The sequence below is a fragment of the Alteromonas sp. 14N.309.X.WAT.G.H12 genome, assembly GCF_036697315.1.
Lineage (GTDB): Bacteria > Pseudomonadota > Gammaproteobacteria > Enterobacterales > Alteromonadaceae > Alteromonas.
Genome location: NZ_JBAHZB010000079.1, coordinates 1 through 16,087 on the forward strand (window position 1 = coordinate 1; position 16,087 = coordinate 16,087).

At 45.2% G+C, this 16,087-nt stretch carries 16 protein-coding genes; 5 read left to right on the top strand and 11 right to left on the bottom strand.

The window, feature by feature from the left end; translation table 11 throughout:
* The 6 genes from V5298_RS15625 to sdhC all read right to left on the bottom strand — a co-directional run.
* Positions 1-132: biotin/lipoyl-containing protein (locus V5298_RS15625; protein ID WP_332932391.1), on the bottom strand; the 132-nt coding region annotated here is incomplete at its 3' end.
* A 10-nt stretch (positions 133-142) separates the two neighbouring features.
* Entirely contained in the window at positions 143-2,965 is a 2,823-nt protein-coding gene (locus tag V5298_RS15630; protein WP_332932377.1) for a 2-oxoglutarate dehydrogenase E1 component, read from the bottom strand.
* 168 nt (positions 2,966-3,133) lie between these two features.
* Complete coding sequence (locus V5298_RS15635; RefSeq protein ID WP_332932378.1) at positions 3,134-3,844, bottom strand: succinate dehydrogenase iron-sulfur subunit; 711 nt, start codon at positions 3,842-3,844, stop codon at positions 3,134-3,136.
* 14 nt (positions 3,845-3,858) lie between these two features.
* Positions 3,859-5,631, bottom strand: coding sequence for a succinate dehydrogenase flavoprotein subunit (gene sdhA, locus V5298_RS15640; protein ID WP_332932392.1), 1,773 nt, complete (start codon positions 5,629-5,631; stop codon positions 3,859-3,861).
* Between the two features lie 10 nt (positions 5,632-5,641).
* A complete protein-coding gene (gene sdhD / locus V5298_RS15645; RefSeq protein ID WP_332932379.1) occupies positions 5,642-5,989 on the bottom strand; it encodes a succinate dehydrogenase, hydrophobic membrane anchor protein in 348 nt (115 codons plus the stop codon).
* The gene (sdhC, locus tag V5298_RS15650) at positions 5,983-6,357 is read right to left on the bottom strand and encodes a succinate dehydrogenase, cytochrome b556 subunit (protein ID WP_332932380.1); all 375 of its coding nucleotides are present in this window, start codon (positions 6,355-6,357) and stop codon (positions 5,983-5,985) included. Before sdhC ends, sdhD begins: the two co-directional genes overlap by 7 nt.
* Positions 6,358-7,034: 677 nt before the next feature.
* Here sdhC and gltA point away from each other — a divergent pair.
* The gene (gltA, locus tag V5298_RS15655; RefSeq protein WP_332932381.1) at positions 7,035-8,315 is read left to right on the top strand and encodes a citrate synthase; all 1,281 of its coding nucleotides are present in this window, start codon (positions 7,035-7,037) and stop codon (positions 8,313-8,315) included.
* A 29-nt stretch (positions 8,316-8,344) separates the two neighbouring features.
* Complete coding sequence (locus tag V5298_RS15660; RefSeq protein WP_332932382.1) at positions 8,345-8,794, top strand: DUF3429 domain-containing protein; 450 nt, start codon at positions 8,345-8,347, stop codon at positions 8,792-8,794.
* Positions 8,795-8,848: 54 nt separating this feature from the next.
* Here V5298_RS15660 and V5298_RS15665 read toward each other — a convergent pair whose 3' ends face one another.
* A complete protein-coding gene (locus V5298_RS15665) occupies positions 8,849-10,309 on the bottom strand; it encodes a phosphomannomutase CpsG (RefSeq protein WP_332932383.1) in 1,461 nt (486 codons plus the stop codon).
* On the bottom strand, positions 10,306-11,727 hold the full coding sequence (locus V5298_RS15670; RefSeq protein ID WP_332932384.1) for a mannose-1-phosphate guanylyltransferase/mannose-6-phosphate isomerase: 1,422 nt from the start codon (positions 11,725-11,727) through the stop codon (positions 10,306-10,308). Before V5298_RS15670 ends, V5298_RS15665 begins: the two co-directional genes overlap by 4 nt.
* 210 nt (positions 11,728-11,937) lie before the next feature.
* Between V5298_RS15670 and tcdA the strand changes: the two genes are divergently transcribed.
* Entirely contained in the window at positions 11,938-12,723 is a 786-nt protein-coding gene (gene tcdA / locus V5298_RS15675) for a tRNA cyclic N6-threonylcarbamoyladenosine(37) synthase TcdA (RefSeq protein WP_332932385.1), read from the top strand.
* A gap of 65 nt (positions 12,724-12,788) precedes the next feature.
* Entirely contained in the window at positions 12,789-13,196 is a 408-nt protein-coding gene (locus V5298_RS15680) for a hypothetical protein (protein WP_332932386.1), read from the top strand.
* Here the strand turns inward: V5298_RS15680 and V5298_RS15685 are convergent.
* Positions 13,165-13,692, bottom strand: a complete 528-nt coding sequence (locus tag V5298_RS15685; RefSeq protein WP_332932387.1) for a DUF2919 family protein — start codon at positions 13,690-13,692, stop codon at positions 13,165-13,167. The two genes, V5298_RS15680 and V5298_RS15685, sit on opposite strands and share 32 nt — an antisense overlap.
* Positions 13,689-14,114, bottom strand: a complete 426-nt coding sequence (locus tag V5298_RS15690; protein ID WP_332932388.1) for a GNAT family N-acetyltransferase — start codon at positions 14,112-14,114, stop codon at positions 13,689-13,691. The genes V5298_RS15685 and V5298_RS15690 overlap by 4 nt, the downstream gene beginning before the upstream one ends.
* Before the next feature lie 142 nt (positions 14,115-14,256).
* On the opposite strand from V5298_RS15690, the gene rimO reads away from it, so the two are divergent.
* Positions 14,257-15,699, top strand: coding sequence for a 30S ribosomal protein S12 methylthiotransferase RimO (rimO, locus tag V5298_RS15695; protein WP_332932389.1), 1,443 nt, complete (start codon positions 14,257-14,259; stop codon positions 15,697-15,699).
* A gap of 39 nt (positions 15,700-15,738) precedes the next feature.
* On the opposite strand, the gene V5298_RS15700 is transcribed toward rimO, so the two are convergent.
* Positions 15,739-16,087 (bottom strand): kelch repeat-containing protein (locus V5298_RS15700; RefSeq protein ID WP_332932390.1); only part of this gene is annotated, 349 nt, incomplete at its 5' end.

A 16,087-nucleotide genomic window follows, 5' to 3' on the forward strand; every position in this document is an offset into this window, starting at 1 on the left:
AACCTTATCAGTTTCAATATCAACAAGGTTTTGATCGCGTTTTACAGTGTCACCGGCTTTAACATGCCAAGTTGCAATGGAGGCATCGGCAACTGATTCAGGCAAGACCGGAACTTTTATCTCAATGGTCATTTACTGTTCCTTATTTAATCGTTAGTGCGTCTTCAACCAGGGCTTTTTGTTGCTGGTTGTGAACGGATAAATAGCCTACTGCGGGAGAAGCCGAGGCCTCGCGCCCTGCATAAGTGAGTTTTGCGCCATCAGGGATGGCTTGCCAGAAATGATGCTGACTGCTGTACCAGGCCCCTTGGTTTTGGGGTTCTTCCTGACACCACACCCAGTCTTTTACATGGCTATACTGTGCAACAATCTTCGCACACTCTTCTTGTGGGAACGGATAAAGTTGCTCAAGTCGAATGATGGCTACGTCGGTTTGTTCGTTTTTACGTCGTTGGTCAAGCAAATCGTAATACACTTTACCTGAACACATAATCACGCGTTTAACCTTCGCAGGATCAAGCTCGTCAATTTCACCAATCACATTCTTAAACACGCCTTCAGCAAGTTCTTCTAATGAAGACACCGCTAATGGGTGACGAAGAAGTGATTTTGGTGACATAACAATAAGCGGCTTACGCATAGGGCGTACAACCTGACGACGGATCATATTAAATACTTGGGCTGGCGTTGAAGGCACACAAACCTGCCAGTTATGATCAGCACAGGATTGCAAGAAGCGTTCAAGTCTCGCCGAGCTATGCTCTGGACCTTGTCCTTCGTAGCCATGAGGCAGCAATACGGTAAGACCACACAAGCGGCCCCATTTTGCTTCACCAGAACTTAAGAATTGGTCAAACACAACCTGCGCACCGTTGGCAAAATCACCAAATTGTGCTTCCCAAATGGTTAAACAACTTGGTTCTGCCGTAGCATAGCCGTATTCAAACGCCATTACCGCTTCTTCAGACAGTACAGAATCGTAGATTTCGATTTCGCCCTGCCCTTCTCGAATATTTTGTAACGGCATATAGGTTGATGCGTCGGTCTGGTTATGCAGTACCGCATGACGATGGAAAAAGGTACCACGACCTGAATCCTGACCTGTCATACGAATATTACTGCCAGCATCCACGATAGATGCATAAGCCAGATTCTCGGCCATTCCCCAATCGAGAGGTTTTTCACCGGCGGCCATCGCCTTACGGTCTTGGTAGACCTTATTAACCCGTGAATGTAATTTATAATCTTCAGGATAGCGAGTTAGTGCTTCACCCAGTGATTTGAGTTTTTCAACGGAAATACCGCCATCGTATGGCGCATCCCAATCGTGACCAATATGGGGAGTCCAGTCAACAGAATGCTCCGTCATCGGACGCCATTCTTCAACCACACACGCACCGTGATCAAGGGCAGCACGATAATCTTCTAACATTTTTTCTGCGTCCCTCATTTCTAGGGAGCCTTCTGCCACGAGTTGATCCGCGTAGAGTTGACGGGGCACAGGATGCTTTTTAATCTTCTGATACATCAGAGGCTGGGTTGCATTCGGTTCATCTGATTCGTTATGACCATGACGGCGATAACAAACCAAATCGATAACAACGTCTTTTTTGAATTTATTACGGTAATCTAATGCCAGTTTAGTCACAAACATGACCGCTTCAGGATCATCAGAATTCACGTGGAAAATCGGCGCCTGCACCATTTTCGCAATATCAGTACAATATTGCGTTGAACGGGTATCTTCCGTTTTCGACGTGGTAAATCCAACCTGGTTGTTGATAACAATACGTACCGTACCACCCACAGCAAAACCACGGGTTTGTGACATATTGAAGGTTTCTTGCACCACACCTTGTCCCGCAATGGCCGAATCACCATGAATGGTAATGGGGAGCACTTTTGAGAAATCATCGTTACGGCGATCGATTCTTGCGCGAACCGAACCCATAACAACCGGATTAACGATTTCCAAGTGTGACGGGTTAAAGGCTAACGCGAGGTGAACGTTACCGCCCGGGGTGGCAAAGTCAGAAGAAAAACCCGCATGGTACTTCACATCACCTGAACCTAAGGTGTTGTCATGTTTACCTGCAAACTCATCAAACAGCACCGAGGGATTTTTACCCAGTACGTTAACCAATACGTTTAAACGTCCGCGGTGAGCCATACCAATAACGACTTCTTTGGTGCCCGCAGAACCGGCATCCGTAATCAATCCTTTTAGCATGGGGATAAGAGCATCACCCCCTTCTAATGAGAAGCGTTTTGCACCGGGGAATTTGGCTCCCAGGTATTTTTCCATACCATCAGCAGCAGTTAATCCTTTTAAGATACCCACTTTCTGTTCTTTACTGATTTGTGGTTTCGCTTCGCAAGACTCAATACGTTGCTGCAACCAACGTTTTTGCTCAGTGTCGGTAATGTGCATGTATTCTGCACCTAACGAACCGCAATAGGTTCTATTTAGCGATTTGTATAACTCGCCCAAAGACATGGTGTCTTGGCCAATGGCATAAGAACCGACATTAAACGTTGTATCAAAGTCAGCTTCGGAGAGACTATGGTGAGATAATTCAAGGTCGCGAACTTTGGGCTGTTTCCAAAGCCCTAGAGGATCAAGGTTGGCGTTTTGATGACCGCGGAACCGATAAGCATTGATAAGCTGTAGCACTTTGACTTGTCTTTCGTCAGAAGGCGCTGAGCCTTCTTTTGGCGCCGACGAAGACATGCGCGCTGTGGGTCCGAGGGCAGCTAACTGCCTAAACTGGTTACGAATGGACGTATGATTACTTTCTAACTCTACGCCATCAACTTTAGGTAGGGTATCAAACACCTGTCGCCAGGTATCAGAGACGTTTTGTGGGTTGTCGAGGTACATTTCATACAACTCTTCAACATAGGCAGCATTTGAGCCCGCCATATGCGAAGAATCCCACCACGCTTTCATCACGCTTTCATGCATTATAGTGCCTTGCTACGTTTAGGAATAACTTTAAACACGGTGTTATATTATGGCGGTTATTTTTATAAGAACCAACCGTTTATAACGCATATATAAAAAAATAGCCATCCCACATGGATGGCCATTTAGAAAAATCAATCTGAACTTAGATAAGTGTCAGATTTCGTACTAAACAGCCCGTTGAAGCAGCATCGACTTAATGTGGCCGATAGCTTTAGTCGGGTTCAAACCTTTAGGACATACACTGACACAATTCATGATGCCATGGCAGCGGAAGACGCTGAATGCATCATCCAGATCGCCAAGACGTTCGTCGGTGGCTGTATCGCGGCTGTCCACAAGAAAACGATAGGCATGCAGCAAGCCTGCAGGTCCGATAAATTTATCTGGATTCCACCAGAAAGACGGACAGGAAGTAGAACAACATGCACATAATATACATTCATACAGGCCATCTAATTTAGCACGTTCTTCAGGAGATTGAAGGTGCTCTCTGGCTGGCGGCTGCTTACTATCGTTAATAAGAAACGGTTTGACCTTTTCATACTGGGTATAAAATTGCGTCATATCAACCACTAAATCACGTACTACCGGTAAACCAGGCAGTGGTCTGATTGTGATCTTACCTTTTCCTAAGGCAGATAGTGGCGTAATACACGCCAAACCATTCTTACCATTCATGTTCACGCCATCAGAACCACAAACGCCTTCACGGCATGAACGACGGAAAGACAATGATGGATCCTGCTCTTTTAGCTGAAGCAGCGCATCCAACACCATCATGTCGCGCCCTTCTTCAACTTCCAGGGAGTAATCCTGCATTTTTGGTGCGTCATCAACCTCAGGGTTGTAACGATAAATTGAAAAACTTAATTGCATGATACTAGCCTCTCTTAGTATGAACGCACTTTAGGCGGGAATGCTTCCCGTAATTTCGGCGCCATATTGACATCACGTTTGATCATAGATTCTGTTTTTGGGTTATAGATGGTATGGCATAACCAATTTTCATCATCACGATCAGGGAATTCAAAGCGACTGTGTGCGCCACGGCTTTCTGTACGATAATTTGCAGCCACTGCGGTGCTGTATGCAGTCTCCATAAGATTATCCAATTCCAAACATTCAATGCGTTGCGTATTGAAGTCGGAACTCTTGTCATCAAGACGTGCATATTTAAGGCGTTCTCTAATTTCCTTAAGTTGTTCCAGACCTTCGGCCATGGCATCACCTTCACGGAATACGGAGAAATTAAGCTGCATGCATTGCTGCATGTCTTTTTTAATCTGTACGGGATCTTCGCCTTTACCTTTCTCAGATGTTTCCCACCGATTAAACCGTGCCATTGCAAGGTCAAGGTCAGAATCAGACGCATCGCGAGATGGTGCCGTTTCAGCGAGTTTTTCACCCAGGTGTAAGCCTGTTGCACGACCGAATACCACCAGGTCGAGCAGTGAGTTACCACCCAGACGGTTGGCGCCATGTACAGATAGACAAGCAATCTCACCACAGGCAAACAAGCCGTTAACCACGGTTTCTTTACCTGATTCATCAACGGTAAGACACTGGCCATCCACATTGGTTGGAATTCCACCCATCATATAATGGCAAGTAGGAATAACTGGGATCGGCTCTTTAACAGGATCAACGTGGGCGAAGGTTCTGGATAATTCAAGAATACCCGGTAACCGTGATTCAAGAACATCTTTACCCAAATGGTCAAGCTTCAGTTTAATGTGAGTTCCCCATGGACCTTCACAACCACGACCTTCACGGATTTCCGTCATCATTGAACGGGCAACAACGTCACGGCCAGCCAAATCTTTTGCATTCGGCGCATAACGCTCCATAAAGCGTTCGCCATCTTTATTGAGCAGATAACCACCTTCACCACGACAACCTTCGGTTACCAGCGTACCGGCACCCGCAATACCTGTGGGGTGGAACTGCCACATTTCCATATCTTGTACGGAAACACCAGCGCGTAACGCCATACCAACACCATCCCCGGTATTGATATGTGCATTGGTGGTAGAAGCAAAGATACGCCCTGCACCACCAGTAGCCAGTACCACTGCCCGTGATTTAAAGTAAACCACTTCACCGGATTCGATATCAATGGCAGTACAACCGACTACATCGCCGTCTTGGTTTTTCACTAAATCAAGGGCATACCATTCGGAGAAAACTTTGGTTTTATTTTTTACATTCTGCTGATAAAGCAGGTGTAACAATGCGTGACCTGTACGGTCGGCAGCTGCCGCTGTACGTGCTGCTTGTTCACCGCCAAAATTTCTTGACTGACCACCGAAAGGACGTTGATACACTTTTCCGTTTTCAAAACGGGAAAATGGCAAGCCCATATTTTCCATTTCTATAATGGCTTCGGGTCCCGTCTTACACATGTATTCAATGGCATCTTGGTCACCAATGTAATCAGACCCTTTAACGGTGTCATACATGTGCCATTCCCAGTTATCTTCGTGGGAATTACCCAACGCAACCGTAATTCCGCCCTGAGCAGAAACAGTATGAGAACGAGTAGGAAATACTTTTGATAACAAAGCACAGGATTGACCTGACTGGGAGATCTGTAATGCTGCACGCATGCCTGCGCCACCAGCACCAATTACTACAGCGTCAAATTCATGTACTGGTAAATTCATATTATTCATTTTAGATACCCCACAAAACAAACAAACCAACTACTACGTAAACTAACGCAGTCAGGTTAAGGGCGAACTGTAAAACCGCGCGTAATCCTGGTGATTTCACGTAATCAGTTAAGACTTGCCATAATCCCACGCGAACGTGAAACAACACAGCAACCAAGGTTACGAAAGTAAATACCTTCATTCCAAGACCAGAGAACAAACCATGCCACACTGCGTAGGTTAGTTCGTCTGTAGAAATAAAAAACCACGCCATAAACAAAGAGAATGCAGTGATGATGGCTGCGGTGGTGCGAAGCGTGACGAAATCCTGTACGCCATTTCGTTTCATACTTGCCTGGTTGGTTACCATAATACGACTCCCAGTACGACGGTCAGTACGATCCACAATGCCATGATGGCACGGGCGCTGTTATTACCTGACTCAAGTTCTTCCCAATGCCCCATATCCATAATTACATGACGGATACCGCCAAGAATGTGATAGGTCAGTGCAGAGGCTGTTCCGATAGCGATGAGCTTTCCAATAACTCCATCCATAATTGTTTGCACGTTTGCAAATCCTTCTGGCGATGAAACAGAAACTGCCCATGCCCAAATGACAAACAAGAGTGCGAAAAACATGGCTACGCCGGTAATGCGATGGAGAATTGAAGAAACAGCAGAGGGAGGAAATTTAATTGTATTGAGGTCTAAATTTACTGGTCTTTGCTTTTTCACAATTTATGCCTGTTTGATCCGTAGGGATAAGAATTACCCGTTGTTTTTATGTCCTGACAAAGTAATTCAGTTATTTTACCTGTTAATTATCTCGTCCGTTGAGTTTGTTAACAACTTGTGAATTATATGTTACTCGAACAACATTGTGATTTAATGTTAATTCGAGCAGCGCTGAGTATATCCAGCGCATTGTACAATTACAATTTTTTGTACCGTATTAGGACTTTAGTCTTATAGCGTCCACAGTGGTAAGAATACAACATTATAATTACCACATTCAGAAGATGACAGAGGTATTTTCACGAAACAGAAATGAGCCGTCGTGCTACACCCCACATCGTTACTGGGTTACAACAGCATAACAGTTTCCCTATTGGAATCGAATGTAATAAAAATTTATAAGGTATGTATTTGTCACGGGTGTAATTGCATATAAATTTTACTAAAGTTAACTATGAAAAATTCAAATAATCTAATTACCTAAGAAGAAAACAGCGTCGTACCCTACTGTAATTAACGCGTATCTGATAAAATCGACGAGAATATTTATTATGCAATTATGCAATTAAATTGACTTTCCCCTGCATAATAAAGTAAAACTACGCCACTTTTTACAACAAACTCATCCAATTTGTGGTGAGTACGTTGCCAAAGAAACTTTTCTGAGGAGAGCATATATGGCAGATCAGAAGGCCATTCTGAAAGCCGGTGATATAGAAATCGAATTACCGATTTTGTCCGGTACCGAAGGTCAAGATGTAATTGATGTACGTTCATTAGGTGCCCACGGGTATTTCACTTTCGATCCAGGCTTCATGGCCACCGGATCTTGCGAATCGTCCATCACTTATATCGACGGTGCAAAAGGTGTATTACTTCATCGCGGTTATCCCATCGAAGAGTTGGCACGAGACGCATCTTATCTCGAAGTGTGCTACATGCTCCTTAACGGTGAAGCACCTACGAACGAAGAATATGATGAGTTCCGCGAAACAATAACTCGCCATACTATGGTACATGAGCAAATTAACATGTTCTTCCATGGTTTCCGTAATGACGCACACCCCATGGCTATGCTTTGCGGTACCGTTGGCGCGATGTCTTCGTTCTATCATAGTGACCTAGACGTTTCTAATCCTGAACAGCGTATTCGTAGTGCCCATCGTCTTATTGCAAAAATGCCTACTCTCGTAGCCATGTGCTATAAGTACAACATTGGCCAGCCCTTCGTTTATCCCCGAAATGATTTAAGCTACGCAGGTAACTTCCTGAACATGATGTTCTCCGTGCCGGCTGAAGAGTATAAAATCAGTCCTGCGGTTGAGCGTGCGATGGATCGTATCTTTACGCTGCACGCAGACCATGAACAAAACGCTTCCACTTCTACAGTAAGATTAGCGGGTTCTTCAGGTGCTAACCCTTACGCATGTATTGCGGCGGGTGTTGCGTCTTTATGGGGCCCTGCTCACGGTGGTGCAAACGAAGCTTGCTTAAACATGCTAGAAGAGATCGGCAGTGTTGATCGTATTCCAGAGTTTATCGAGCGTGCGAAGGACAAAAATGACCCCTTCCGTCTTATGGGCTTTGGGCATCGTGTTTATAAAAACTATGATCCCCGTGCCACAGTAATGCGTGATAGCTGCTACGAAGTATTAAAAGAATTGGATGTCAAAGATCCCCTTCTCGACGTAGCAATGGAACTGGAACGTATTGCCTTAAGCGATGATTATTTCTCTGAGAAAAAATTATTCCCTAACGTTGATTTTTACTCTGGTATCATTCTTAAAGCCATTGGTATTCCTACCAATATGTTTACCTGTATTTTCGCATTGTCACGTACCGTAGGCTGGATTTCACACTGGCACGAAATGATGAGCGACAAAGGCCAGAAAATTGGTCGTCCTCGTCAGTTATACACCGGTCACAGCAAGCGTAAATTTACACCGCTGGATAAATAATTGCTAAATCCATGATAAAATAGCGCCTTATGGCGCTATTTTTTTTGGAGATGTTTATGCCCTACGCGGTGGTTTGGTTAGGTGCTGCAGGCCTGATCCCTTTTATACTCTTACCCATGATTGGCGCTTTAGATTGGCTCCCCCTCGTTACCAGCGCCCGATACTTTACCCAGTATTCTGCGGTACTGCTGTCTTTTTTTGGTGGCATTTATTGGTGGGACGCACTTTCTAAGCGCGATTATGGCGTCCAGTTATATATCGCCATGCTACCAACCCTTATTGGCTGGTTATGTCTGGTTTTAGCCGGACATCCTTTTGTATTGGGGCTACTTTCTTTGTGTTATCTCGGTGTGCTTTATTACGATAAACAGTGCTTAAGTCTCAGCAAAGAAGAAATTGTGAGTTATATAATATTACGCATGGCATTAACCACAGTGGTGGTATTAAGTCATGCCTGGATGATTTTTTTACTTTTCTAAAAAAAAGCCTCTTTATTTTTAAAAAAAGAGGCTTTTTTATTTAAATATCAAGGCTTATTCATCACGTATTAACGCCACAAGTTCTGCCGTTTTTGTTTCCATTAATTGCATATCGCCCTTTGCTTCTACATTGAGACGAATAACCGGTTCGGTATTAGATTTCCGTAAATTAAACCGCCAATTGGCAAACTCATAACCAATCCCATCGGTATGATCAACCACAAGAGCATCCCCTTCATACTTGGCCTTAATGCGTGCAATGGCGGCATCAGCATCTTTTAACACGCTATTAATTTCACCCGAGGATGGAAAAGCGCTGATTCGCGCATCCACCATGGCTGACAGCGATTGCTCCCGTGTCGACATCAGTTCAGCGACTAACAACCAAGGGATCATCCCCGAATCACAATAAGCAAAATCACGGAAATAATGGTGTGCACTCATTTCGCCACCGTACACCGCATCTTCTTTGCGCATACGCTCTTTAATAAATGCGTGGCCGGTTTTAGACTTAATGGGTGTGCCACCGGCTTGCTTGATAATATCTTCGGTATTCCAAAAAACCCGGGGATCGTAAATAATCTTTGCCTCTGGTTCTTTATCGATAAAGGCCTGGGCTAGCAAGCCAACAATATAGTAGCCTTCGATAAAGCGTCCCTGTTCGTCAAACAAAAAACAGCGATCAAAATCGCCATCCCAGGCAATACCGAAATCCGCCCCGTGATCTTTTACCGCTTGTGCGGTATCGGCTCGATTTTCTACCAATAATGGATTCGGGATCCCATTAGGAAACAAACCGTTAGCTTCATGATGGACCTTGATAAATTCCACCGGTACCTGTTTCTTTTGGAAAATCGCTTCGATGGCATCAAGGGCTTTGCCCGCCGCACCATTACCTGCATTGGTCACAATTTTAAGCGGTGTTAATTTATTGGTATCAATGTAAGAGACCACATGCTCAGCATAGTCTGATAAACAATCTTGTGTTTCATAACCTGCTGTGGCGGTAAGGATCGCTTCTTTTACATGACAGTGGCCAGAAAAGAACGCCGAATCATCAATGGCTTCTCCTGCGGTATAATGCATAAGACGGGCATCCACGTCGGCATCACTGAAGGTCTCGGCAGCCATTTTTATAGCATTGAGCCCAGTATCACCACTTATAGGCACTGAGCCTGCTTTGACTAGCTTCATGCCATTGTAATTGATGGGATTATGACTGGCAGTCACTTCAATCCCGCCGTCAACACCAAGGTGTTTGGTGGCAAAATAAATCTCTTCGGTACCCGTCACACCAAGATCAATAACCTTGGCGCCACCGTCGATTAATCCGGCCGCTAAGGCTAACTTAAGGGGCGCAGACGTGAGGCGGACATCACCGCCCACAAGAACCGTTTTTGCGTTCAACTCCTGGGCAAATCCGCGGCCAATACGATAGGCAATGGCTTCGGTCAACTCGACATTCAATTCGCCACGTATATCATAGGCCTTAAAGCAATTAATGGGTTGACTCACTGTTTTCCGTCCTCTTTTTTTGTTCTACCGTAGCGATCAGAAAAACGTACGATATCGTCTTCACCTAAATAAGTTCCCGATTGTACTTCAATTAATTCCAATGGAATTTTACCTGGGTTCTCCAGTGAGTGAATTTCGCCAATCGGGATATAGGTGGACTCGTTTTCTGTTAATAATACCGTCTGTTCACCTAAGGTAACTTTTGCCGTACCGGCAACCACCACCCAATGTTCAGCGCGATGATGATGCATCTGTACAGAGAGTTTCTCTCCCGGTTTCACTTTTATGCGTTTTACCTGAAAACGCTGTCCTTTATCAATGGCATCGTAACTCCCCCAAGGGCGGAAAACTTCACGATGAAATTCAAATTCCGGACGCTTTTCTTGTTTTAATCGATTAACCACCTTTTTGATGTCTTGCACCTGATCTTTATGTGCAACCATGATGGCATCTTTCGTTTCAACCACCACCACATCATCTAAGCCAATAACGGCAATGAGTCGCTGTTCTGCATTCACATAGCTGTTATTGACGCCTTCGAGAATGGCATCACCAACCACCACATTTCCCTGGCTGTCCTTATCTGACGTTTCCCATAGTGAAGACCAACTCCCCACATCAGACCAATCCGCGTTCAAGGGTATCATTGCCGCGTTATTGGTGCGCTCCATAACGGCATAGTCAATGGAGTCATCCGGGCATAAAGCAAAAATTTCTGCATCAACACGAATAAAATCCAGATCCGAGGCTTCCGTTTCGATGGCCTTGCGACACACAGACAGAATTTCCGGATTAAACTTCTCCAATTCTTCAATATAACGACTGGCCTTAAACATGAACATGCCGCTATTCCAAAAGTATTTACCGGAACTCACGTAGCTTTCAGCCGTTTGTAAATCTGGCTTTTCAACAAATTCTGCCACATCAAAGCCACTGCCCTTAGCCTCACCGGCTTTAATGTAACCATAACCGGTATGGGGTTGATCAGGCACAATCCCAAAGGTGACTAAACAGCCAGATTCGGCCAGCACTTCCGCTTTAGCAATGGCTTGATGAAATGCAGGTTGGTTTTTAATTAAGTGATCCGCGGCTAACACCAATAAAACAGGATCTTCCCCATTTTTGGTAGCGTGTAATGCGGCTAGCGCAATAGCAGGAGCCGTATTGCGACCAACGGGTTCAAGCAAAATTCCATCGTGTGAAATGTTATCCACACGCAATTGCTCAGCAACAAGAAAACGATGCGCTTCATTACAAATAAATATGGGGTTTTCACAATCAGTCCCATTTAAACGAGAAACGGTTTCCTGCAACATGGTGTGGTCTGATGTAAGTGCAAGAAACTGCTTAGGTAACGCAGCGCGAGACTTAGGCCAAAGGCGACTGCCTGACCCACCTGCGAGTATAACTGGTTTCATTGACATTCCTGTTTGATACTGTTGTGTTTTTCCATGAGGAACCAAATAGTATGCTAGAGGCAAGATCGGTTCAATCGTTTCACTATGAAAATATTTTATTTGGCATAAAATTCCCCCTCGCCCTTTCTGCCGCTCCCTTTTAAGGTAAAATGGCGGCGAAAAAATCAATCGAAACTGGTTTAAACAAGCGGTAGCATTTAGATAATTATTATGAGTGAAAAACAGCGTTTTGGTGGTATTACCCGGTTATACGGTGAAAGTGGACTTTCACGGCTGTCACAGTCACACGTATGTGTGATTGGTGTGGGTGGCGTGGGCTCGTGGACGGCCGAAGCTTTGGCCCGCTCTGGTATCGGTGCTCTGACGCTCATTGATTTAGATGATGTGTGTACCACCAATATCAACCGCCAAATTCATGCCCTTGATAGCACCGTAGGTGAACCTAAGGTGACGGTGTTAAAAACACGAATACAGCAAATTAATCCCCAGTGTGAAGTCAATACCATTGAAGATTTCGTCACCCCCGAGAACGTACGGGATTATATCCACCCCCACTTTTATAGTATTGTTGATGCCACCGACAGCGTAAAAGCAAAAGCCGCTATTATCGCTTGCTGTAAGCGCAACAAACAACACATCGTGACCATCGGCGGCGCAGGCGGTCAGATCGATCCCACCCAGATCACCCGGGGGGACTTGGCCAAAACAATACAAGATCCCCTGGCAGCCAAAGTACGTAGTGAGTTAAGGCGCTTTTATCACTTTTCAAAGAATCCCAAACGCCGTTTTGGTGTAGAATGTATATATTCCACTGAGCAACTTCGCTACCCTCAACCTGACGGCAGTGTTTGTTTTAGCAAGTCGGTTCTGGAAGGCGGCACTAAGCTCGATTGCGCGGGAGGATTTGGTGCCGTGGTGACAGTGACAGCCACCTTTGGTATGTTCGCAGCGGCGGCTGTGATAAATCGACTATCCTCATCGCAGGAAAACACGTAGTATTTGTCAAACAACAAACTTACTGAAAACAAACACTTCAGTAAAACAATAATAAGGAGTCACTCATGGAACAAGCTGAATTATCCACATTGATGACAGAATGCGCCAATGACGCGATCACAACGGCTAAGGATGAATTTGATATAGAGTTAGATTCCTCACCTTCCAGTATTAGCTTAGTCGACGACATCTTGCTGCTATTTTTGGACAAATACCAAGATAACGCGTTAGAAGATAATGCGGTATTTACCATCTGTAATATTTACGGTGCCTACATTGGTGAATGTTATCGTCAAGTCGCCGGTGGCCATTGGCGCTATGATGAGTCTGATCCTGAAGCCCCCTTTGTGGTACTTGATGTCGGAGAACGCTCCTATGCCTTTGCGGGTATATGCTACGAAAGATTGGTCAACGACAGCAACATCAGTGTTGCCAACTATTTCAACCAGGCTTTGTCTCATCAACGCCAGTAATATCGGTAGGCTCGGTCTGCACATTTTTGCTATGACGCCAATCTTCGATCATAAAAGAAAGGTGCCGACTGCGTATGACACTTAGCAGCAAAACTAGGTTTAATAGTAAGAATAATGCGGGTGTCCAATGAAATACCCACCATTCTTGCGCCATCGTCGCAATTTGTGCTCCCGTACTCGCGATAATTCCTGCAAAGAGCAAAGGCTTTATTCCCCTTCGCCATCGGTAAAGCCCTTTATTCCACAATCGGGAACGATTACCTAACAAAAGCAGTACCAGCAAAAACGGCAACGTTGCCAGTAAACGATTCCCTAATACGGCTCTGTCAGGGTATAAAATGGCAAGCAATTGGGAGGTTTGTCCCCTACTGGCGAGGGAAAATACCAATGCCAACCAATCTGTGCACAACAATAGCAGCAGCGTGTACAGCCAGCGAGGGGGCATGATACGACCTTTCAAATCGTAACAATGCAGTGGCAACATCATCGGTATCATTCAATATTAATCGCAAAGTGATGACTGGTAATATCGAACTTGTGATGAAGATAAAATCGATGTGCGGCAAATCTGTGTACACCGGAATCAAGATGGACAGATGCACAGCCTCGTTCCTTGGCTAAATTGACCACGGTATCGAGCAAAAGGTGGCCGGCCCCTTGATTTTGCGCCTGTTTAACGGTGACCAAATCATCAATATAGATGTGTTTCCCCCACGCTAATTTCTCTTTGGTGACAAAACCACATACCGCAATAACGTGACCCGCATCCACTACCGCCAACATTTCGTATCCGTCGGCCATTTGACGGAGAATTTGCTTATGCATCGTCGCTTCAGGCAAGGTAGATCTTAATTCTGCCATCACTGGGACCACCTTCTCTATGGCAATACCGGTTTCGCCTACTACGTATATATTCATGTCACCTCTCTTTGCTCGTTGCCCTTGATTTCGTACATATATCCATTGCCAAATATAATAGCAGCAACCTTATAAAGTTACATGCAGCATAGCAGCACATTAATGATATAATCCCGCCATTAACGTTTTACTTCGTAGCACTATGACCGTAGAAAAATTTATTCCCAATAGCACCACCACCTTAGAAACCCCGGTAAAGGTACTCGATGCGCAGGCGCGGCAGGCCGCAGAAAATTCAGCAATAAATAGCCATGCCCGCATTGGTTTTATCAGCTTAGGATGTCCTAAAAATCTGGTGGACTCCGAACGCATTCTTACCCAGTTACGCACCGAAGGGTATGATGTGGTTCCCACCTATAATGATGCTGATTTGGTCATCGTTAATACCTGCGGCTTTATTGATTCTGCAGTACAAGAATCCTTAGACACCATTGGTGAAGCGTTAAATGAAAATGGCAAGGTAATTGTGACAGGTTGCCTTGGTATCAAAGAAGATGAAATCCGTGAAGTTCACCCAAATGTATTGGCGATAACCGGGCCTCATGCCTATGAAACTGTGGTAGAGCAAGTCCATAGCCATCTACCAAAACCGGTTCACAACCCCTTTGAACATTTAGTGCCTGATCACGGCATCAAGCTTACACCTCGTCATTATGCCTATTTGAAAATTTCAGAAGGCTGTAATCACCGCTGTACCTTCTGCATTATTCCGTCCATGCGCGGCGATCTGGTAAGTCGTCCGGTAGGCGAAATATTGGATGAAGCCCAACGTTTAAAAAATGCTGGTGTCAGCGAACTGCTGGTTATTTCACAAGATACCAGTGCCTATGGCGTAGATATTAAACACCGCACCGGTTTTTGGAATGGCATGCCGGTAAAAGCGCATATGCAGCAACTGTGCGAAAAGCTCGGTGAGATGGATATGTGGGTACGATTACATTATGTCTATCCCTACCCTCACGTCGATGATCTTATCCCGCTGATGAACGAAGGACGGGTACTTCCGTATCTGGATATTCCCTTTCAGCATGCCAATAAACGCATATTAAAGCTGATGAAACGCCCAGGTAGTGCCGAACGTACCATCGAACGCATTAAGGCATGGCGAGAATGCTGCCCAGAGCTCATCATTCGCTCTACGTTTATTGTCGGCTTCCCTGGTGAAACGGAAGAAGAGTTTGAAGAATTACTTACCTTTATTCGCGAGGCGCAATTAGATCGGGTGGGTTGCTTTACCTATAGTCCGGTTGAAGGTGCTAAAGCAAATGATTTACCTGATCCTGTTCCCGAAGACGTGAAGCAAGCTCGGCTTGCACGGTTTATGGAAGTACAAAGTGAAATCAGTGCACAACGTCTCAAGCAACGTATTGGTAAAGAATACCTGGTGGTCATAGACAGTGTGGATAGTGAAGGCGCCGTGGGCAGAACCTACGCAGATGCGCCTGAAGTAGACGGCGTCGTGCATTTAAACGGTGTATTTGATGTTTCACCGGGAGAACGGGTATGGGCCGAAATTATCCATGCTGATGAACATGATATCTGGGGCGTGTTAAGTCCAGATGAAGAAGAAAGCGCCATTGCTTAATGAATATCAAGGCGTGTGGTTTACACCACACGCCTTGTTTTATTCGACTAACGTCAATTTACTCACCGTATTACGGGTCTCTTTCGCCCCCGCCTCGCCAGCTCCGCCAATTAACCAGATGGCGCCATCAAAGGTTACCACGCCGAGTCCATGACGGGGCACGGGCATCACAGAGACGTCACGCCAGCGCTTACGCTTAATTTCATACCGCCACACTTTTGAAAAAACGTTAGCATTGGGTTTCCCATAAGATTCGCCGCCAAAAACATAAATGCTGTCGTGGTAACGCACACACCCAATACCGGCAGCAGGCACAGGTAAAGGCTTTCCTTCTTTCCATTCATCTTCAACTGGATCAAAAATATCATGAGCGCCAGTATTGCCCTCC

Excerpts from the sequence above, each read along its gene's own strand:
- V5298_RS15630 (WP_332932377.1), bottom strand. The coding sequence starts at position 2,965 with ATGCATGAAAGCGTGATGAAAGCGTGGTGGGATTCTTCGCATATGGCG.
- V5298_RS15635 (WP_332932378.1), bottom strand. The coding sequence starts at position 3,844 with ATGCAATTAAGTTTTTCAATTTATCGTTACAACCCTGAGGTTGATGAC.
- sdhA (WP_332932392.1), bottom strand. The coding sequence starts at position 5,631 with ATGAATTTACCAGTACATGAATTTGACGCTGTAGTAATTGGTGCTGGT.
- sdhD (WP_332932379.1), bottom strand. The coding sequence starts at position 5,989 with ATGGTAACCAACCAGGCAAGTATGAAACGAAATGGCGTACAGGATTTC.
- gltA (WP_332932381.1), top strand. The coding sequence starts at position 7,035 with ATGGCAGATCAGAAGGCCATTCTGAAAGCCGGTGATATAGAAATCGAA.
- V5298_RS15660 (WP_332932382.1), top strand. The coding sequence starts at position 8,345 with ATGGCGCTATTTTTTTTGGAGATGTTTATGCCCTACGCGGTGGTTTGG.
- V5298_RS15670 (WP_332932384.1), bottom strand. The coding sequence starts at position 11,727 with ATGAAACCAGTTATACTCGCAGGTGGGTCAGGCAGTCGCCTTTGGCCT.
- tcdA (WP_332932385.1), top strand. The coding sequence starts at position 11,938 with ATGAGTGAAAAACAGCGTTTTGGTGGTATTACCCGGTTATACGGTGAA.
- V5298_RS15680 (WP_332932386.1), top strand. The coding sequence starts at position 12,789 with ATGGAACAAGCTGAATTATCCACATTGATGACAGAATGCGCCAATGAC.
- V5298_RS15685 (WP_332932387.1), bottom strand. The coding sequence starts at position 13,692 with ATGATACCGATGATGTTGCCACTGCATTGTTACGATTTGAAAGGTCGT.
- V5298_RS15690 (WP_332932388.1), bottom strand. The coding sequence starts at position 14,114 with ATGAATATATACGTAGTAGGCGAAACCGGTATTGCCATAGAGAAGGTG.
- rimO (WP_332932389.1), top strand. The coding sequence starts at position 14,257 with ATGACCGTAGAAAAATTTATTCCCAATAGCACCACCACCTTAGAAACC.